Origin of the sequence: Tenacibaculum singaporense (genome assembly GCF_003867015.1) — a bacterium.
GTDB lineage: Bacteria > Bacteroidota > Bacteroidia > Flavobacteriales > Flavobacteriaceae > Polaribacter > Polaribacter singaporensis.
On the sequence record NZ_CP032548.1, the window covers coordinates 1,456,222 to 1,476,934 of the forward strand.

Consider the following 20,713-nt stretch of genomic DNA (forward strand, 5'->3'; position numbering starts at 1 on the left):
AATTTAATACTAGAAAGAAGAAGGGAGATTTAATACTCTTGATGAGGGATAGATATAGAATAATAAAATCCCAAATGTTATTTACTTGGGATTTTTATTAGTCTTCGTTTATTTAAGTACGAGATTTTTAAAGTTATTTAACAGCGATAATGGCACTCGAAGGACCAGTTAAATGCATCATTCTAGTATTGCTAAAACCTACCTCTTTTGCCCAGTTATTAAAATCTGAAAGAGTAAAATCGTAGCCTTCATCTGTTTCAATAATCATGTTTAGGGACATCATTAAACCAAAAGCATTTTTATTTCTTTCATTATCAATTATATTTTCAATAATGATTAGTGCTCCTTCTTTAGGTAGGGCGTTATAGGCTTTTTTTATGAGCATTAACTTATCTTTTGTACCCCAATCATGAAGAATGTTTCCCATGGTAATAACGTCTGCTTTTGGTAATTCATCAACAAAGAAATCACCTGAGTGAATTTCTATTCTGTCGTTTAAATCAAAACGGGTTACATTTTCTTTTGCTATTGGTTCAACAGCAGGAAGGTCAAAAGAAATACATTTTATATGCGGATTACTTTTTGCAATTTGTATTGATAAATCTGCTCCAGAACCACCAATATCACATAACGTATTGTATTTAGAAAAATTAATATCACGAGCTAATTTCATGAAATTTCCAGCCTGAACACCTGACATTCCGTGTATAAATTCTCGGAGCTTATTTTCATCTGCATAAATTGCTTCAAATATTGGCTTGCCACCATTTTTTGTCTCATTTTGTGGTTTTCCAGTTATTAAAGCTTCTTCTAAATCGTTCCAAAAAGGATACAATCTGTTGTTAGACATTTCTAATATGCCTCCCATATAACTAGGTTTGTTTTTATCTAAAAACAAGTTGGAATCTTCAGAATTGCTATATATAGCGCTTTCTTTTAATCCGGAACGTTGTAAGAAACCTAAAGCAACTAAAGTGTCAAGAAAGTCGAAAAGAGATCTATCATGAAGTTTGAGTTTATCTTGAATTTCTTTTCCTGATAATCCCCCTTTGGCTAAATGTGTAAATAACCCCATTTTAACAGCAGTAAGTAAGGTTTTTGAAGCCCAAAAACCCATACCTACTTCCATGATTCTTGAAGGGGTAATTTGGTTTTCGTTTGTTGAGTTCATAGTTTAGTTGTTATAGTTAATAATTAATCTTTTTAGTTTTATTAAGTTCAATTATTAGGGATAAATGAAACTAATTTATGAATCGGGTAAAATCAAGAGGATAAAAAAATCCCAAGCGTTATTTACCTGGGATTTTTATTTTTATTGGTCTTCGTCTATTTCGGTACGAGACTCTTTTGGTTTTTCACCTTTTTCTATTTTAATGATGAGCTTTTTGTCTTTCTCATCTAAGTCCATAAAGATAGCATCACCTTCATTTAATTTAGAGTTTACAATTTCTTCAGCTAATGCATCTTCAATGTATTTCTGAATGGCTCTTTTTAATGGACGAGCACCGTATTGTTTGTCAAAACCTTTGTCAGCAATATAATCTTTGGCTTTTTCACTTAACGTAAGTTTGTAACCTAAGTCATCAATACGTCTTAGTAATTTATCTAATTCAATATCAATAATCTTATGAATGTCTTCACGCTCTAGAGAGTTGAAGATTACAACATCATCAATACGATTTAAAAACTCAGGTGCAAATGATTTCTTTAAAGCACCTTCAATAATGCTTTTAGCATGTGCATCTTCTTGTTCTTTTTTAGAAGCAGTTCCGAAACCAACACCACCACCAAAATCTTTTAATTTACGAGCTCCAATGTTTGAAGTCATAATAATAATGGTGTTTCTAAAATCTATTTTACGACCTAAACTATCTGTTATGTGTCCATCATCTAACACTTGTAATAGCATGTTAAATACATCAGGATGCGCCTTTTCAATCTCGTCTAATAAGATTACAGAATAAGGCTTACGACGTACTTTTTCAGTTAATTGTCCACCTTCTTCATAACCAACGTATCCTGGAGGTGCACCAATTAAACGAGAAATGGCAAACTTCTCCATGTATTCACTCATATCAATTCTAATTAAAGAATCTTCAGAGTCAAATAACTCACGTGCTAATACTTTAGCTAACTGTGTTTTACCAACACCAGTTGAACCTAAGAAAATAAAAGAACCGATTGGTTTATTAGGGTCTTTTAGTCCAACACGGTTACGTTGTATAGCTTTTACTACTTTGGTAACGGCTTCATCTTGACCAATTACTTTACCTTTTATTAATTGAGGTAATTCTGCTAAACGGCTACTTTCTGCTTCTGCAACACGATTTACAGGAATTCCTGTCATCATCGATACTACTTCAGCTACATTATCTTCAGTTACAATTTCTCTATGTAGTTTAGAATCTTCTTCCCATTGGTGTTGAGCTGATTCTAAAGCTGTTTCTATATTTTTTTCGTCATCACGAAGCTTAGCAGCTTCCTCGTACTTTTGTCCGCTTACTGCTTTAGTTTTGCGTCCTCTAATTTCTTCTAGTTTCGCCTCTAATTCTAAAATTTGTTGAGGAACTACAATATTTGTAATATGAATTCTCGACCCGGCTTCGTCTAAAGCATCAATAGCTTTGTCTGGTAAAAAGCGATCAGTCATATAACGGTTGGTTAATTTTACACAAGCATCAATAGCTTCATCAGTAAAAGTAACATGATGATGTGATTCGTATTTCCCTTTAATGTTGTGTAAAATTTGTATCGTTTCTTCAACAGAAGTAGGGTCTACAATTACTTTTTGAAAACGACGTTCTAATGCACCGTCTTTTTCAATATTAGTTCTGTATTCATCTAAAGTAGTTGCACCAATACATTGAATTTCTCCTCTAGCTAAGGCAGGTTTTAACATGTTAGAAGCATCTAACGAACCTGTAGCTCCTCCAGCACCCACAATGGTATGAATCTCATCAATAAATAAAATGATGTCATCATTCTTTTCTAGCTCATTCATTAACGCTTTCATACGTTCTTCAAATTGACCTCTATATTTTGTACCAGCAACTAAGCTAGCTAAGTCAAGAGAAACAATTCGTTTATCGAATAAAATTCGAGATACTTTTCTATCTACAATACGTAAGGCTAATCCTTCAGCGATGGCAGATTTACCAACACCAGGTTCACCAATAAGCATTGGGTTGTTCTTTTTTCGTCTACTTAAAATTTGAGAAACACGCTCAATTTCTTTTAAACGGCCTACAACAGGGTCTAACTTTCCAGCAACTGCTAATGCTGTTAAATCACGTCCGAAGTTATCTAAAACAGGAGTTTTAGATTTTTTAACTTGCTTTCCTTTTTGAGGTTGTTGCCCGTAAGGGTTTGACTTTTCGTCAGCAAATTCATCGTCTGATGGAGTTTCTCCTATAGGTGAAATAAATGTGTCATCATCTACGTGTAGCTCTTTGTACAAGTTTTTAGCCTGCTCATAATCTACATCATATTTTTGAAGTAGTTTTGTTGTAGGATCATTCTCGTTACGTAAGATGCATAATAATAAGTGCGCAGTATCTATTGCGTTACTTTGATATAATTTAGCTTCTAAAAACGTTGTTTTTATAGCTTTCTCTGCTTGTCTTGTAAGGTGTAAGCTCTTCCTTTGAGGGCTTGAAAAAGATGGGGTTGTCGGATTTAGTTTTTCTAGTTTATTACGTACTAAATCTAAATCAACATCAAAAGTTGTTAATATTTCAATGGCTTTTCCATCACCTTTTCTAATCAAACCCAACAAAAGATGTTCCGTTCCAATAAAGTCATGTCCTAGTCTTAAGGCCTCCTCTTTACTGAAAGTAATCACATCTCTAACCTGTGGTGAAAAATTATCGTCCATAAATTTATTTTCTATCTCTGTAAAGTTAGTAAGTTTTTTTCTTAAAAATTACAAAAAAGATGCCAATAGTTTTTAACTGACATTCTGACGAGTAAAATAAGGTATTTTAATGTTTAATAACCTTATAAAATTGTTAATAAATAACACAAAACAGTCGGTATATTTTTTGTGTAAAACTGAGGGTTGTAGTATCTTGCAATGTTTTAGAAAATGCAGAGAACTAAAAAGCATTTTAAAAGTGAGTTTTATCAAGTGTAAAATTCACTTTTTTGACAAAAATAAATACTAATATTTTAAAAGAAAATATATGGCAGATGGCGAAAAGTTGATCCCTATCAACATTGAAGAGCAAATGAAGTCCGCATACATCGATTATTCAATGTCGGTGATAGTATCCAGAGCATTACCCGATGTAAGAGATGGTTTAAAACCAGTGCATAGAAGAGTGTTGTTTGGTATGCACGAATTAGGAATTAAAGCTACTGGAGCATATAAAAAATCTGCAAGAGTTGTAGGGGAAGTATTAGGTAAGTATCACCCACACGGAGATACTTCGGTATACGACTCAATGGTACGTATGGCACAAGACTGGAGTGTGCGTTATATGATGGTTGATGGACAAGGGAACTTTGGTTCGGTTGATGGTGATAGTCCAGCAGCAATGCGTTATACTGAGGTGCGTATGCAGAAAATATCAGAAGAAATGTTATCTGATATTGAAAAAGATACGGTAGATCACAAGTTAAACTTTGATGATACCTTACAAGAACCTACGGTACTACCAACACGTATTCCTAACTTATTAGTTAATGGAGCATCGGGGATTGCAGTAGGTATGGCAACAAACATGGCGCCGCATAACTTAACTGAAGTTATTAATGGTACTATTGCCTATATTGATAATAGAGATATTGAGATTGATGAGTTAATGCAACACATCAAAGCACCTGATTTTCCTACAGGTGGAATTATTTATGGTTATGATGGTGTAAGAGATGCTTTCCATACAGGTCGTGGACGTATCGTAATGCGTGCTAAAGCTACTATTGAAGAGGTAAAAGGACGTGAGTGTATCGTCGTAACTGAGATTCCTTACCAAGTGAATAAAGCAGAAATGATTAAGAAAACTGCAGACTTGGTTAATGATAAGAAGCTAGAAGGTATTGCAAGTATTCGTGATGAGTCTGACCGTAAAGGAATGCGTATTGTTTATGTTTTAAAGCGTGATGCTATTCCTAATATTGTTTTAAATAAGCTATTTAAGTATACACAATTACAAACTTCGTTTAGTGTAAACAATATTGCTTTAGTTAATGGTCGTCCTGAGCAATTAAACTTAAAACAGTTAATTCACTACTTTGTAGAGCATAGACACGAAGTAATTGTTCGTAGAACAGAATTTGAATTAAAGAAGGCAGAAGCTCGTGCTCATATTTTAGAAGGATTAATTATAGCTTCTGATAATATTGATGAAGTAATTGCTATTATTAGAGGTTCTTCTAATGCAGATGAAGCACGTGAAAAATTAATAGAGCGTTTTGAGTTAACAGAGATTCAAGCACGTGCTATTGTAGAAATGCGTTTACGTCAGTTAACAGGACTGGAGCAAGATAAATTACGTGCTGAGTATGATGAAATCATCAAAACAATAGCAGATTTAAAAGATATTCTTGCTAACGAACCTAGACGTTACCAAATAATTAAAGATGAATTACTGCATATTAAAGAAAAGTATGGAGATGATCGTCGTTCGGTAATTGAGTATGCAGGAGGAGATATGCGAATCGAAGATATGATTCCTAACTCTAAAGTAGTAGTTACTATTTCGCATGCTGGTTATGTAAAGCGTACTAACTTAGATGAATATAAGGTTCAGAATAGAGGAGGACGTGGACAAAAAGGAGCGACTACTCGTAACGAAGATTTCTTAGAACATTTATTTGTTGGTACTAACCACCAATACATGTTGTTCTTTACTCAAAAAGGAAAAGTATTTTGGATGCGTGTGTACGAAGTTCCAGAAGGAGGTAAGAATACAAAAGGTAGAGCGATTCAAAATTTAATCAATATTGAACAAGATGATAAGGTAAAGGCGTTCTTAGTAACAGGTGATTTAAAAGATGAAGATTACATCAACAGTCATTATGTTATTATGGCAACAAAACGTGGTCAGGTTAAGAAGACTCCTTTAGAGCAATACTCTCGTCCAAGAACTAATGGTATTAATGCAATTACCATTAAAGAAGGTGATGAGTTACTAGAGGCGAAACTAACTACTGGAGATAGCCAAGTAATGCTTGCACTTAAATCAGGGAAAGCAATTCGTTTTGAAGAAGCTAAAACACGTCCAATGGGAAGAACAGCTTCAGGAGTTCGCGGTATTACATTATCACATGAAAATGATGAGGTAATTGGTATGGTTGCTGTTAATGATATGGAAAGTAATATCTTAGTAGTTTCAGAAAAAGGATATGGAAAACGTTCTAATTTAGAAGATTACCGTATAACGAATCGTGGAGGTAAAGGAGTTAAAACGTTGAATATATCAGAAAAAACTGGTAATTTAGTTGCTATCAAGAATGTTGATGACTCTAATGATCTAATGATTATTAATAAATCAGGGTTAACTATCAGAATGGCTGTTGAAGATTTACGAGTTATGGGTAGAGCGACACAGGGGGTTAAACTAATCAATATTAAAGATAATGATGATATTGCAGCAGTAGCAAAAGTTATGCATGAAAAAGACGAAGATGAAAATGGCATGGAAATTGAAAACGAAACAAACGAAAGTCAAGAACAACAATAAATAAATCATAACTAAAAATGAAAAATCAAATTTTAGCCCTTTCTTTAGGATTAATGTCGTTAGGGGCGGTGGCTCAGAAATCGGAATTAAAAGATGCTGAAAAAGCGATAAAAAAACAAGATTTTACTACTGCATTAAGCACTCTTAACGCGATTGAGGGCTCTTTAATGATGAATGGTGAAGATAAATATAAATCTAAATTTTATTTCTTAAAAGGTAAAGCATTAGCTGCTAAAAAAGATTATAAAAAAGCAGGAGAAGCTTTGAACGCTTTATTAGCGATGGGTGAGAATAAGTATACAGATGAGGCTAAGCCTATCTTAAACCAAATGATTCAAGAAGTTTCAAAAAAAGCAGTTGATTTATACAATAATAAAAAAGACTATAAGGGTGCTGCTGATGGTTTCTATTTAACATATGTGTTAAGTCCTACAGATACTTCATTTGCATATAATGCGGCTGTTTCAGCTACTCAAGCTAAAGATTATGATAAGGCGATTGAGTATTACAGAGAGTTACAAAAAATAGGTTATACAGGTGTTGAAAAGCAATATGTAGCTACAGATAAAACTACTGGAAAAGTTGAAAGTTTTGGAAATGACAAGGCTAGAAGAGATTTAATGGTAAAAACAGGAAATTATGTAAAACCAGAAACAAAGTCTTCTGATTCAAAATCAGCAACAATTGTTAAAAATGTAGCTTTAATATTAAAAGAACAAGGAAAAACTGATGAAGCTATTGCAGCTTTTAAAGATGCTCGTGCTTCTAACCCTAAAGATTTAAACTTAATCTTAAATGAAGCTCAGTTATATGTTGAGATGGGGAAAATGGATAAGTTTGGAGAATTAATGAATGAAGCTGTAGCTTTAGATCCAGAAAATCCAACTTTATACTATAATTTAGGTGTTGTAAACTTTAACGAAGGTAGAATGGATGATGCTAAAAAGTATTATACCAAAGCTGTAGAGTTAAAACCAGATTATGCTGATGCTTACATGAATTTAGCAGTAGTAGTTTTAGATAAAGAAAAAGCGATTGTAGAAGAGATGAATAAAAACTTATCTAACTTTAAAAAGTATGATGAGTTAGCTGCAAAGCAAAAAGAAGTTTATAAAGAGGCTATTCCATTTTTAGAAAAAGCTGATAGTTTAAACAGAAATGTAGAAACTGTTAAAACTTTAATGAACTTATATGAAGTTTTAGAAATGAGCGATAAGGCTTCTGAATATAGAGAGTTGTATCAATCAATGAAATAAGAAGTTATTCAAGTATAAAAAAACCGAAACTTTTAAGTTTCGGTTTTTTTTGTGTTATAAAAGTTGGTTATTCAACTAAACGTTTAATAACTCTAAGTTTATGAGTGTGTTGCTGCGTATCAACATTATAAATACCACTATGGTCTAATTTATCAATACGAACTTTTCCGTGAGCATGTATAATGTTGTAGTCATTCATAATAATTCCAACATGGGTAATAATACCTTCTTCATTATCAAAAAACGCTAAATCACCGGGTTCACTTTCTTCAATAAAACTTAATACTTCGCCTTGAGTTGCTTGTTGTTTAGCATCGCGTAGAAGATTGTATCCACATAGTTTATATACAGTTTGGGTAAATCCTGAACAATCAATTCCAAAAGGCGATTTACCTCCCCATAAATAAGGGACATTTAAGAATAAGAAAGCGGTTTCTACAATTGCAGATTTAGCTAGTTTGTTATTGCATACTTTGCCCTCATATAAAAAAGAGGTATTGTTAATATTGATTTTATTATTCTTAAACAATGGAAGACGAGCTCCCATAGGAATAGTGGTTAAATTACTGTTATTATCAGTAATAAAATCAATTAATTCACCAGCATAGTGCTTTTTTTCTTTAGATAAAAGAATATGTATTTCTTCAGAAATTTCTTCGTATTGTTTATTATCTATATAGCCCTCATAATCATCGAAAGCTAAACGAATTTTACTCCATTTTTTAGTTTTTTCTAAGACTTCAAAGTGCTCACCAAAAACAACTTGATTTACCATTTCTGAAGCATCAGAAGGCTCTAATCGAAGAGGAACAATACTTAAATTACAAATTCCGAAAGACATCTACTAGTTGGGGCTTTAAAACAATTAAACTCTTTCAATAACCATTGCACTAGCACCACCACCACCATTACAAATACCAGCAGCACCAATTTTAGCGTTGTTTTGTTTTAAAATTGAAGTTAAAGCAATAATAATTCTAGCTCCAGAAACTCCTAATGGGTGTCCTAATGAAACAGCACCACCATTAACATTTACTTTGTCAGCAGATAATCCTAAGATTTTCATATTTGCTAACCCAACTACAGAAAAAGCTTCGTTTAATTCAAAATAATCAACATCATCAATAGAAACTCCAGCTTTAGCTAAAGCTTTAGGTAATGCTTTAGCAGGAGCTGTTGTAAACCATTTTGGTTCATGAGCAGCATCAGCATATCCTTTAATTTTTGCTAATGGAGTTAAGCCTAATTCAGCAGCTTTATCAGCAGACATTAATACTAAAGCAGCTCCACCATCATTAATAGTTGATGCATTAGCAGCAGTTACTGTACCCTCTTTCGTAAACGCAGGACGTAACGCAGGAATTTTTTCCATTTTTACATTCTTATACTCTTCATCTTCAGAAAAGACAATAGGCTCTCCACGACGTTGAGGTATTTCAACTGGAACAACTTCATCTGCAAATTTTCCTTCGCTCCACGCTTTAGCAGAACGGTTGTATGATTCAACAGCAAAAGCATCTTGATCTTCTCTTGAAAATTCATATTCAACAGCACATTCATCAGCACAAACTCCCATGGCTACTTGTTCGTAAGCATCAACTAAACCATCTTTTTGCATTCCATCCTCCATTTTGATAGGACCAAATTTACTGCCAGTTCTAGCATGTTGGTAGTGAGGAATCATACTCATGTTCTCCATACCACCAGCAACAACTATTTCGGCATCACCTAAAGCGATAGTTTGTGCAGCTAACATAATAGACTTCATTCCTGATGAACAAACTTTATTTACAGTAGTACAAGGCACAGTATCTGGTATTCCTGCAAAAATTGCAGCTTGACGAGCTGGGGCTTGTCCTAAACCTGCCGAAACTACATTACCCATAAAAACTTCTTCAACCATTTCTGGTTTTAAGTTAATTTTATCTAAAGCTCCTTTAATGGCTACAGCACCTAATTTAGGCGCAGGTGTAGTTGATAATGTTCCTAAAAAACTACCAATTGGAGTTCTTGCAACCGATACTATTACTACTTCTTTCATGTGCTACTATTTGTTAATTTTTTATTTATCCCAATAACCAAAAGTGACTAAAATAATAAAGCTTTTAAGTGCTTAATAATTATTTTCCTACTATTGATTTCATGTATTGGGTGAATTGTATTAAGATTTGTTTTGCGAAAATAACCATTTTATAACAAGTACTCAAATAATAGAGAAAGGTTATATTTACATTTTATAAAGATCAAAAATGAACGATTTAATCAACAGACTGTACAAGAATAACACGATAATTTACAAAGTATTGTTATTCTTAATTACAGTAATTGCTATTGTGTATTTGTTTCCTAAAGGAGGACAGTTTAAGTATGATTTTCCGCAAGGAAAACCTTGGCAATATGATAATTTATATGCTCCATTTGATTTTGCCATTCAAAAGACTCCAGAAGAGATTGAAGCTGAGAAAAAAGAACTTGAAAATAGTTCAAAAAAATATTTTGTAGTTGATACATCGATAAAAACAGAAGTATTCCGTTCATTTACTAATCAAGTTACAAATATAGACTCTTTATCAACTAGTGCTATTAGAGATTTAATTAGAGAAGGAGAAAAACTTATTGATAAAATATATCTGTATGGTTTTCTAGATGATGCAAGTATTGATAAAGCAAATAGAGGAGATGTAATAATATTACGAAAAGGAAACTCTATTGATGATGTTCCGTTTTCAAGGTTAGTACAATCAAAAGATATTTTAAGCTTTTTAAGAACAAATACAGAGGGACTTCAGTACTATAAACAACGTCTTCTAATAAACTATTTGTCAAATAATTTGCGCCCTAACGTAACCTACGATTATAAATACAGTGAAAAGGAGTTAAATGAACGTTTACAAGGTATTTCTTATGCAAAAGGAAAAGTTTCAAAAGGAGAATTAATTATTTTAAAAGGAGATATTGTTGAAGGAAGAAAGTATAATGTTTTAAAGTCGTATGAAGTAGCATCAAGCTCTAGAATTTGGACAAAATCTAATTATTATTGGATTGTATTTGGATACACAATTTTAGTAGCCCTAGCATTATTGATGTTATTATTGTTTTTAGAAAGATATAGGTTTGAAACTTTTAATGATAATAATAAAGTAACCTTTATTTTCTTCAATATCTTTTTAATGATTTTTGTACAAACGATGGTGGTAAAATACAATTCTGATTATTTGTATGTTGTTCCGTTAAGTATTTTACCAATTGTACTAAAAGCTTTTTTTGATGCTAGATTAGGTTTGTTTACTCATGTACTTACCGTATTGTTATTAGGGTTTATTGTACCAAATAGTTTTGAGTTTATTTATTTACATATTATAGCGGGAATTGTAACCATATTAACGGTTTCTGAATTATATAAAAGAGCAAGTTTGTTTATGTCTATTGGACAAATAACGCTAATTTATATGGTTACTTATTTTGCCTTTTCTATTTTAAAAGAAGGGAATGCAGATAAGATAAATTGGATGTATTTTGGTCTATTTGCAGCTAACGGATTGTTATCGTTCTTAGCAGTGTTTTTTATCTATTTTTATGAAAAGCTTTTCGGGTTGGTTTCTGATGTAACTTTATTAGAGCTTTCTAATACAAATTCAAAACTATTAAGAGATTTAAACGAGAAAGCACCAGGAACGTTCCAACATTCCATGCAGGTGGCTAATTTAGCTGAAGCAGCAGCAAATGAAATAGGAGCGAACTCTATGCTAGTAAGAACAGGAGCTTTATATCACGATATTGGTAAAATGGTAAATCCAATGTATTTCACCGAAAATCAATCCACAGGAGTTAACCCACATAATGATTTATTACCAGTAGATAGTGCACGTATTATTTTAGATCACGTAATTAACGGAATTGAAATAGCTAAAAAGAATAAATTACCAGATAGGATTATAGACTTTATCCGTACACACCATGGAACAAGCGTTACCTATTACTTTTATAAACAAGAACAAGAAAACAATCCAGATGTTGATATTCAGAAGTTTCAATACCAAGGACCAATTCCGTTTTCAAAAGAAACAGCCATTTTAATGATGTGTGATGCAGCAGAAGCTGCTTCTAAAAGTTTAAAAAATCCGACAGCACAATCGATAGATGTGTTAATTGATAGAATTATAGACAAGCAAAAAAACGATAATCAGTTCATAAATTCTGATATTACTTTTAGAGAAATAGAAAAAATTAAAAAAATTATTAAGAATAAGTTAATGAATATCTATCACTTACGAGTTGAGTACCCAGAATAGGTGATTTTTTTATCAAAAAAGTTTGTAGAAACGTATATATAGTTATACATTTGCACTCGCAATTTTTAGTTCACGCTTCGGCAAGAATTAGGGAGAGGTGGCAGAGTGGTAATGCAGCAGCCTGCTAAGCTGTCATCCTTCGGGATGCCCGGGTTCGAATCCCGGTCTCTCCGCAAAAAAGTTGTAGATGACACCATCGGGGTGTAGCGTAGCCCGGTCATCGCGCCTGCTTTGGGAGCAGGAGGTCGCAGGTTCGAATCCTGCCACCCCGACAAACAATGGTCGCGTAGCTCAGCTGGATAGAGCATCTGCCTTCTAAGCAGACGGTCACAGGTTCGAATCCTGTCGCGATCACAATAAGCCTTACTAGAAATAGTGAGGCTTTTTTGTTTTTGTAGGTTTTATGGTGCTTGTAGGAGTATTTCAATACCTTTACTCACATCTTCATTTTTATCAATAATATCCTTTTATAGCCCTTTTGAGGTGCACATTTAGGAGTACATGCTTTTTTGTTAAGGTGCACATTTTTTAAAATATTAAAATAATGAATAACAGTAAAATACATATACTATTTTTTATTCAGAAAAACAGAATAAATAAAAGAGGTAATAGTCCTATGAGATGTAGGATAACTTATAATAAACAGAGAAAAGATTTCTCTACAGGATTATTTATAAACCCCAATTACTGGGATAGCAAAAAACAGAAGCTTTTAAGTAAAGCAGAAAACTCAGAAATTGTAAATACACAATTAAGCCTTATTAGTCAAAAGATTAATGAGGCTTTTTTATTACTGCAACTTCAGCAAGATAATTTTGACGTAGATGATATTTATAGTCAATATAAGGGAGAAAACATCAGAACTGAAAAGACACTTTTAGAGTTGTATGACCTACATAACAATGCAACCAAAGCATTAATAGGTATAGATTTTAATGAAACTTCTTGGGGGAGATATATCGAAAACAAACGCAAAGTAGCTGAATTTATAAAACATAAATACAAGAGGTCAGATATAAAATTAAACCAGCTTGAACTGAAGTTTATAAAGGATTTAGAATACTATTTTAAAACTAACAAGAAGTTAAGTCAAGCAACAATTAATAGGAGTTTACAGAGATTAAAAAAGATTATTAATTATGGTATCGCTGAAAATTACTTAGATAGAAATCCTTTTATTCTACATAAACCTACTAAATATAAAATCAAGCTAGTTTATCTTACTGCAGAGGAGCTAAAAGATATAGAGGAATACACTTTTATACAACCAAGATTACAACAAGTAAAAGATTTATTTGTTTTTTGTTGTTATACAGGTTTAGCGTATCAAGAAATGTCAATGTTATCAGAAAAACATATTAAAGTAGGGTTTGATGGCAATAAATGGATTGAAATGTATAGAAAGAAAACTGGGTCTAAAATTTCAGTTCCAATTCTACCAAAAGCCCAAAAGATTCTTGACAAGTATGACAACTTTTTTCCTAAGATTAGTAATCAAAGGTTTAACTCATATTTAAAAGAAATATTAGAAGTTTTAGGAATAGAGAAGAAGCTTACTCATCATAATGCAAGAAAAACTTTTGCAACTACTATTTTATTATCAAATGGAGTATCTATGGAGGTTGTATCAGAATTGTTAGGACATTCAAGATTACAGGTTACGCAAGAACATTATGCTAAAGTTGTAAAGGTCAAGGTAAGTAAGGAAATTAACAGCTTGAAAAATAAGATTGAAAATACCTAGTATTAGGTATTTCTAGTTTTAAAAATCATATTAACTTTATGCCACTAACCTTAAAACTTTTTTAATGAAAAAAATTACTTTTTTAATCCTTCTATTTTCAATAAGTACCTTTTCTCAAAATATTAGCCAAACACAAGTTGATAGTATAATCAAAAATCATAAAGAGAATGATAAAAGAACAAAATATCAAACTCATATAGATGATTACATTAAAACCCATTATAAAGATAAAAACAAAGTTGTTTCAAATACCATATTGGGAAAGAAGCTAAATAAATATTTTAATCAAGCTATATTTGGTAATAGTGATATTTCTACAAATTCATCTGCTTTAGGTTTAGCCATTAAGAATAATGAGACTTCAATAAACCTTAATACAATTTTAGCATTAAGTAGCCCGGGAAAAAATCAATGGTTTTTAAAACCAGGAATTTTTACAGAAGGAAAAAGTTCTCTTTTTAATTTGTATTCTGAAGGTTCTTGGTCTAATAATGTTGGTATAAACCTAGGTGTTGTTTATAAGTTTAAAGGAAGTATGTCTTTCTATAGTACATCAAAAACGAAGCATATTGATAATAGAAAATATTTTGTTGATTCTATATTAAGTCAAAAAAGAAGTTTTGTAAAACTATATCATAAAGTAAATCCTTCAAAAAAAATAGCCGTTTTGGATACTATAGTGTCTATACGTAGAAAGGGAGTAGTTAATTACGAAAAGTTTGAGTCAATTGTTGAGAAAGGGCATGAAAACCATATTAAAGAAGCTGATTTTGTCGCTTTATTAAAGAGAATAAACTCAAAAGGAGCAAAATTTGTAAAAGATAGTTTAAGCCTTGTTAACTCTAATTACAAGAACTTTAGTGAATGTAATCAGAAAAACCTTGTTAGTAAAGAATTTCAAGAATATGATAATAAGTTTCAAGGTTCAGGTTATTCCTTTAAATGGATAGCTTTTGATAATTCATTTTCAAATCATGTATATAAAATTGATAGTTTAAATATTCTTAAAGACTTGAATATTGAAGAATTTGATAATAAATTTAAATGGGAAAGTTCAATAAACTATAATTATTTACGCAAAAGGAATTCTCTTGTTTATATTCAGACAGGTTTTTCTCTTGTTGCTGGGAATTTATTGGATAATAATCTCATACTAAAAACACCTAGATTGAAAAATGATTCAGGAAACCTAATAATAACAGATACAGAAGATAACGAAATTGGAAATTACAATAACTTAAACGATGATAGTTATTTTGGTAATTTTAATTTTTATGGATTATATGCTTTTTCAGGTTATAATAAAATGGGGTTAAGCTTAAATTTTTCTCATAACTTTTTAATGGGTAATAAAAATGATAATCCTTATTTTCAAAAAAACTTTACATTACTTTTTGGCCCGGTATTTAGAGATATAAAAAAAGATGGTGTGAATAAAGTTACTATTGGTATTGAAGCTGGATTTGAAAATGCAATATATAACTCTAAAATATCAGATGACTTTATAGCCAGAATAAGAGTTGGAATACCTATAAAGGCGTTATTCTAAAATCGTAATCATTTAATAATTAATTTAAAATAAAAACAATAAATTTTTTACCCCCAACATTAAAGCTTGAAATTAAAATGGAAGAAGAAAAAGCAATTTTTCAAATTGAAGATTGTAACCTTTCTGTATTTGGAATGAATCAATTACTTCTTCTAGACGATAATAACTCTTTGATTGGATTATTAGAAATTACAGAAACAAAAACAATGTTCTATACTTGGGATAGTATTCCCAAAAGTGAAATAGATGTTGTTAATCAAAAGTATAAATCGTTTATACGTCTATTAATGATTAAAGATGCTGAATACTTTAAATATTCAAATATTGAAGATCATCATTTTTCAGAATTTGAAATGTGCATTAGCTCTGAAAAGTTCAAAAATAGAATTAATGAGCTAGTAAAAGATATGCAAAAAAGAGTTGTAAACTAAATTGATTGTAAAAAGTCAGATAAAAGTTTATATATCAAACAAGCCCTATAGTTATTTAGCTGTAGGGTTTTTTATGTGAAAATTATTTTGTTCTGAATTTTGTGTAAAAGTTACATATTTCCCTTTTAGAATCAAATAGTTTATTATTTTTACAATTGAAACATAAAAATATTAGGTGTTTACTTAAGACAAGCTCCTTAATCAGGAATCCGCCAAATTTCTTTAGAAATCACAGGAGCAGTACAACAAGTAGATACACACTCAATTCGGGTGTGTTATCTCTGTGCTGTTTGGTGTGGTTTAGGTTCTTGGCGGAGCCTCTGATTAGCTGAATAAGTAGGAGAGCACACCTTTTTTATATAACTAACTTTTCTGTTAGCTCTTCCACAGATATTTTAATTAATTAAAAAATGAAAAAGACCTTTTTAGCTGTTGTGCTAATTTTAAGTTTGTATGGATGTGCAACAACTTCTCTCGTTGATCATAATAAGCAACAAATAGAAAAAGCCAGAAAAATTTGGGTAGGAGAAACAAAAAAAACTTTAATTCTCAACCTCGGTAAACCTTATGAAACATACTCCGATGGTAGTGATGGAGAAGTATACAGTTATAGGAAATACAATGGCTTTATAACTTGGGTTACCAATTATTACATAAATAATGAAGGGATTATTTATCATTTAAATGCTAACTCTATTAGGTAGGTATATGAAATTCAAACAATTATTAATCTATTTAATGTTTTCTACTCAAATAATGGCACAGAGTTTTAATGGTGAATACAAAAGTCTTTTAACAAGTTTCAAAAGTGAAATAGATAGTACAAGAAACTACAAGGAAAAAGCAGAATTTAATCTTTTAATTTCTAATGAATATATAGTAATTCAAGATATTAGGCTACCTAAAAAACTTCTTATATACAAATGTAAAAAGCCATTAAAAAAACTGTTCAATATTTTTATAAAGGAAAGTTGTAATAATGAGCATATGGAAAACAATTCAAAATCTAACATTACATTTTACAATAGTAAAAATAAACTTAATCTAATGATATCAGACAAAGAATCTAGTCAAGTTTTCTTTAACCTTATAAAAAACAAACTCAAATAATTATGAAAAAATATTTTACCTTTATTTTCTTAATAGTATCAAATATATCAATAGCTCAGTGTGATGATGTTACTTTTAGTACGAAATCATACCCTCAAACATGTGTTGAGAATATTATAAAATGGTATAACATGTCAAGAAGTCAATGGAAACAAGAAATGAATAGATATGACTTTTCTGACACAGGATTTAATAAAGGAGCGCCTTATTATTCTTCTGGGGTGGGTTTAAATGACGACGGTATACTGTATGTAATAACCAAAGATTTTGACCATATGGAAATTATGAACTTTCCAATTAATAAATGGGATTACAAAAGAAATATTTTCGACAATATCATAGAGGAATTAGAACCATTTTTTACAAAGAAAATAGATGGATGGGCTTACTTCCAATTTCAATATACAGACGGTAACTCTTATTTATTTGCAGTTTCTCAAAGTAAAAAAATGGATTCAATTTTATTAATGAAAAAATAAATTTTAACCTTAATTAATCATGAAAAAAACAATTATTTTAACATTAACAATCATCTCATTATTATCATGTTCATCAAGTGATGAAAACCTAACAAATTCAATAGTTGGAAATTGGAAAATAACAAGTCATTCTGATTTATCTACATTGAATGATTGTATTGAACAATCAACACTAAACTTTGGCTCTAATAGTGACTTTACAATTAATTTTTATGAAAAAAATGGAGATAATTGTGATAGACAAATTTCAACAGGAAATTATAGTGAAACAGGAACTAATGAATATACACTACAATCAGATAGTTTTGGTTCAAATGAAAACGTAACAGTAATAGTTAATGGGAATAATTTGACTATGAAATCTTCTAACTCTACAACAACAAGAACTATAGGATATCAAAGACAATAAAGAAAAAAATATTTTTTTCAAAATTTTCAAATCACTTTCACTATCGTAAAAACGTCATAATCTAATATCAACCCTCACTCTTTTTTACCATTGCGGGACACCCCCGTGTTAAATGTTTAATCTTTAAAATTTAAAAGACTATGGTAAAAATTGTAGATTTTAAGACCTATGAAAGACAAGACGGGTCAGAGTTTAATGTACTAATTGTACAAGGTGGAATTGAAGCTGTGAAAAGTAAGGAAACAGGAAAAACTTATTTCACAGCAAGAAAAACAAGTGTTCCAAGCACTTTTGATGCTGTTACTTGCGAAAGTTTGATTGGTTCAGATTTTGGTGGTAGCATTAAAAAAGTTGAAGTAGAACCTTATGAATATACAGTTCCATCAACAGGCGAAATTATTACGCTTACACACAGTTATCAGTATGTGAGTGAAGAAGAAAGCATTGTGAATAGCAATGTGGTAAGAGAACACGAGGTAATATAAATTGCTTCATCAGATTATAGTTAAGAGCTTCAGAAATGAGGCTCTTTTTTTATGTCTGTCTATTAAATTAATTATAACACATAATCATAAAAATTATGCAACTACAACAAGCACAAAGACACCAAGTAAAATTAAGATTAGGATTGTCAGGAGCATCAGGTTTTGGAAAAACTATGAGTGCCTTATTGTTAGCCTATGGAATTACAGAAGATTGGAACAAAATTGCAGTTATTGATACAGAAAACAACAGCGCAAGTTTATACTCTCATTTAGGTAATTTCAATGTCTTAAACCTTAATGAACCTTATAATCCAGAAAGATATATCCAAGCCATTAAAGTATGTGAAAATGCCAATATTGAAGTAATTATTATTGATAGTATTACACACGAATGGAATGGAAAAGGTGGTTGTTTACAACTACACGAACAATTGGGTGGAAGATTCCAAGATTGGGCAAAAATAACCCCACGTCATAACGCATTTATAGATGCAATTCTTCAATCAAAATGCCACATCATTACAACAGCAAGAAGAAAGATAGATTATTCTTTAGACACAGGTAACAACGGAAGAACCAAAGTAGTAAAACACGGAACTAAAGAGATTACTCGTGAAGGATTTGAATATGAACTCACCGTAAATTTTGAATTGATAAATGATAAGCATTTAGCAAAGGCAAGTAAAGACAGAACAGGCTTATTTATGAATAAACCAGAATTTGTCATTGGTACAGGAACAGGTAAAAGATTAATTCAATGGTGTAATCAAGGAATTTCAATAGAACAAGCCAAAAAAGAAATTGCTGAATGCACAACAGTTGAGGGTTTAAGACACCTTTATCAAAAATATAGCGGATTGCAAAAACAACTACATCAAACCATAGTTGAACGCAAAGAAGCTATTGAAAATATAAGTAGCCAAGTAGTAAAAGATAATCAAATTGTAAAATCATCAGAAAATGAAATTAATAGCCAATAACAACCCAACTCAAATGATACAAAACGTATCAGAAATCATTCAGAAGCCATCAAGTAAATTCATTGAAGCAAATACATCAGAAGTTACATTAGAACACATTAAAAAGGATTGTATTATTCCTGTTTTTGCAAAGGATAATGAAACTACTATTTCACATTATGAATTTATCGATGCAACTAAAGAAGTAGCACAATCTTTATTTTCTAATGAAATTTCAAGACCAGCAATAAGGGTTTCTCATCAAATTAAAGGAAGAATTCCAAGTGCTATTGGTAAACCAGTCAAGGAACTAAAAGACCACGAAAAAACCATTTATTACGAAAGAATGGCTTTTATGATGAAAGTTCCTCAACGGCAAGTAGTCGTAAATAATCAAATCCTAAATCTCACTATTGGTGGTGTTAGAGCTTACAACCAAGAGAATTTATTCAGTAAAAAATCTATTGAAAAATTCAAAGTTTTCATTGGGTTTAAAAACACGGTATGCACGAATCTTTGTATCAGTACTGACGGATTGAAATCAGAAATTAGAGTAAGTAGTATTTCAGAATTACAAGAAGCTATCCATCACCTTATAATGAACTATAATGAAGAAGCACATCTTGGAAATTTAGAAAAACTCTCTAAATATCATTTAAAAGAAAGTGAGTTTGCTCATTTGGTTGGTAAGATGAAAATGTATCATTTTCTCAATAAAAGAGGTAAGCAAGGTAAGTTTCCTTTGCAATTAACAGATTCGCAAATATCAATAGTTGTCAAAGATTATTTTACTGATGATAATTTCAGTAGAAATAAAAATGAAATGATTGACTTATGGAATGTCTACAATTTATTTACAGGAGCTAACAAATCATCCTACATAGATAATTGTTTAGAGCGAAATGTCAATGCATACGAGTTTATGCAAAACATCAGTAATTCCATAGAAACTGAAACTTACAACTGGTTTCTTCATAATTATAATATAGCTATTTCGTAAAAAAAATAGCGTAGAACCTCATATATAAAAATATCAAAATGAATGATAAAGAATTGGCTGAATTGCTGAAATATAGCAATCCTAAAGAACTTTATATTGTTACTTGGAACAACTTACTAAAGATATTGTTTTGTCCTTTTAAAGTAAGTGTATTGAATGATGTTGGAGATTTTAAAAAGAACCAGATTGTATGGGTTGATGAAGTGAAAGTAACATCGGAACTAAAGACTGTTTATATTATAAAAAACAGAGCTTACTACTATCATCATTTTGATATTATAATTGAATAAGATAGCTGTTGTGCTGTATTTTTATC

Annotated in this window: 18 protein-coding genes and 3 tRNA genes; 17 read left to right on the forward strand and 4 right to left on the reverse strand. The window is 31.1% G+C overall.

All coding sequences use genetic code 11. The features are described from left to right. Nucleotides 1-133 precede the first annotated feature (133 nt). Complete coding sequence (locus D6T69_RS06730) at nt 134-1,171, reverse strand: methyltransferase (RefSeq protein WP_125067018.1); 1,038 nt, start codon at nt 1,169-1,171, stop codon at nt 134-136. Between the two features lie 141 nt (nt 1,172-1,312). Then, nucleotides 1,313-3,874 (reverse strand): ATP-dependent Clp protease ATP-binding subunit, encoded by a 2,562-nt coding sequence (locus D6T69_RS06735; protein ID WP_125067019.1) that lies wholly within the window; start codon nt 3,872-3,874, stop codon nt 1,313-1,315. A 307-nt stretch (nt 3,875-4,181) separates the two neighbouring features. Here D6T69_RS06735 and gyrA point away from each other — a divergent pair, with 307 nt between their 5' ends. Together gyrA and D6T69_RS06745 are read left to right on the forward strand one after the other, a co-directional pair. Beyond that, nucleotides 4,182-6,683 (forward strand): DNA gyrase subunit A, encoded by a 2,502-nt coding sequence (gene gyrA, locus D6T69_RS06740; RefSeq protein WP_125067020.1) that lies wholly within the window; start codon nt 4,182-4,184, stop codon nt 6,681-6,683. A 17-nt stretch (nt 6,684-6,700) separates the two neighbouring features. Next, a complete protein-coding gene (locus D6T69_RS06745; protein WP_125067021.1) occupies nt 6,701-7,939 on the forward strand; it encodes a tetratricopeptide repeat protein in 1,239 nt (412 codons plus the stop codon). Nucleotides 7,940-8,006: 67 nt separating this feature from the next. On the opposite strand, the gene D6T69_RS06750 is transcribed toward D6T69_RS06745, so the two are convergent. Both D6T69_RS06750 and D6T69_RS06755 read right to left on the reverse strand, forming a co-directional pair. After that, nucleotides 8,007-8,780 (reverse strand): C40 family peptidase, encoded by a 774-nt coding sequence (locus D6T69_RS06750; protein WP_125067022.1) that lies wholly within the window; start codon nt 8,778-8,780, stop codon nt 8,007-8,009. Between the two features lie 24 nt (nt 8,781-8,804). Further along, the gene (locus D6T69_RS06755; RefSeq protein WP_125067023.1) at nt 8,805-9,980 is read right to left on the reverse strand and encodes an acetyl-CoA C-acyltransferase; all 1,176 of its coding nucleotides are present in this window, start codon (nt 9,978-9,980) and stop codon (nt 8,805-8,807) included. 208 nt (nt 9,981-10,188) lie between these two features. Here D6T69_RS06755 and D6T69_RS06760 point away from each other — a divergent pair, with 208 nt between their 5' ends. The 15 genes from D6T69_RS06760 (at nt 10,189) to D6T69_RS06830 (ending at nt 20,687) form a co-directional block, all read left to right on the forward strand. Then, nucleotides 10,189-12,231 carry an HD family phosphohydrolase gene (locus D6T69_RS06760; protein WP_125067024.1) on the forward strand — a complete coding sequence of 681 codons (2,043 nt, stop codon included), beginning with the start codon at nt 10,189-10,191 and terminating at the stop codon, nt 12,229-12,231. Nucleotides 12,232-12,322: 91 nt separating this feature from the next. Continuing rightward, a tRNA-Ser gene (locus D6T69_RS06765) sits at nt 12,323-12,404 on the forward strand. Nucleotides 12,405-12,428: 24 nt separating this feature from the next. Continuing rightward, nucleotides 12,429-12,503 (forward strand) — tRNA-Pro (locus D6T69_RS06770). Nucleotides 12,504-12,511: 8 nt separating this feature from the next. Next, nucleotides 12,512-12,585: transfer RNA gene (locus D6T69_RS06775), tRNA-Arg, on the forward strand. Nucleotides 12,586-12,775: 190 nt separating this feature from the next. Next, the gene (locus tag D6T69_RS06780) at nt 12,776-13,975 is read left to right on the forward strand and encodes a site-specific integrase (protein ID WP_125067025.1); all 1,200 of its coding nucleotides are present in this window, start codon (nt 12,776-12,778) and stop codon (nt 13,973-13,975) included. A gap of 64 nt (nt 13,976-14,039) precedes the next feature. Beyond that, complete coding sequence (locus D6T69_RS06785) at nt 14,040-15,524, forward strand: hypothetical protein (protein WP_125067026.1); 1,485 nt, start codon at nt 14,040-14,042, stop codon at nt 15,522-15,524. Nucleotides 15,525-15,601: 77 nt separating this feature from the next. After that, complete coding sequence (locus D6T69_RS06790; RefSeq protein ID WP_125067027.1) at nt 15,602-15,955, forward strand: hypothetical protein; 354 nt, start codon at nt 15,602-15,604, stop codon at nt 15,953-15,955. 410 nt (nt 15,956-16,365) lie between these two features. Continuing rightward, nucleotides 16,366-16,659, forward strand: coding sequence for a hypothetical protein (locus D6T69_RS06795; protein ID WP_125067028.1), 294 nt, complete (start codon nt 16,366-16,368; stop codon nt 16,657-16,659). Nucleotides 16,660-16,663: 4 nt separating this feature from the next. After that, nucleotides 16,664-17,065, forward strand: a complete 402-nt coding sequence (locus tag D6T69_RS06800) for a hypothetical protein (RefSeq protein WP_125067029.1) — start codon at nt 16,664-16,666, stop codon at nt 17,063-17,065. 2 nt (nt 17,066-17,067) lie between these two features. Continuing rightward, entirely contained in the window at nt 17,068-17,544 is a 477-nt protein-coding gene (locus tag D6T69_RS06805; protein WP_125067030.1) for a hypothetical protein, read from the forward strand. Nucleotides 17,545-17,563: 19 nt separating this feature from the next. Beyond that, nucleotides 17,564-17,953, forward strand: a complete 390-nt coding sequence (locus tag D6T69_RS06810; protein ID WP_125067031.1) for a lipocalin family protein — start codon at nt 17,564-17,566, stop codon at nt 17,951-17,953. Between the two features lie 140 nt (nt 17,954-18,093). Further along, the gene (locus D6T69_RS06815; RefSeq protein WP_125067032.1) at nt 18,094-18,438 is read left to right on the forward strand and encodes a hypothetical protein; all 345 of its coding nucleotides are present in this window, start codon (nt 18,094-18,096) and stop codon (nt 18,436-18,438) included. A gap of 95 nt (nt 18,439-18,533) precedes the next feature. Further along, complete coding sequence (locus tag D6T69_RS06820; protein WP_125067033.1) at nt 18,534-19,418, forward strand: AAA family ATPase; 885 nt, start codon at nt 18,534-18,536, stop codon at nt 19,416-19,418. Beyond that, the gene (locus D6T69_RS06825) at nt 19,399-20,397 is read left to right on the forward strand and encodes a DUF3871 family protein (protein ID WP_125067034.1); all 999 of its coding nucleotides are present in this window, start codon (nt 19,399-19,401) and stop codon (nt 20,395-20,397) included. The genes D6T69_RS06820 and D6T69_RS06825 overlap by 20 nt, the downstream gene beginning before the upstream one ends. A gap of 38 nt (nt 20,398-20,435) precedes the next feature. Next, on the forward strand, nt 20,436-20,687 hold the full coding sequence (locus D6T69_RS06830) for a hypothetical protein (RefSeq protein ID WP_206197837.1): 252 nt from the start codon (nt 20,436-20,438) through the stop codon (nt 20,685-20,687). The last annotated feature ends 26 nt before the right edge of the window (nt 20,688-20,713 follow it).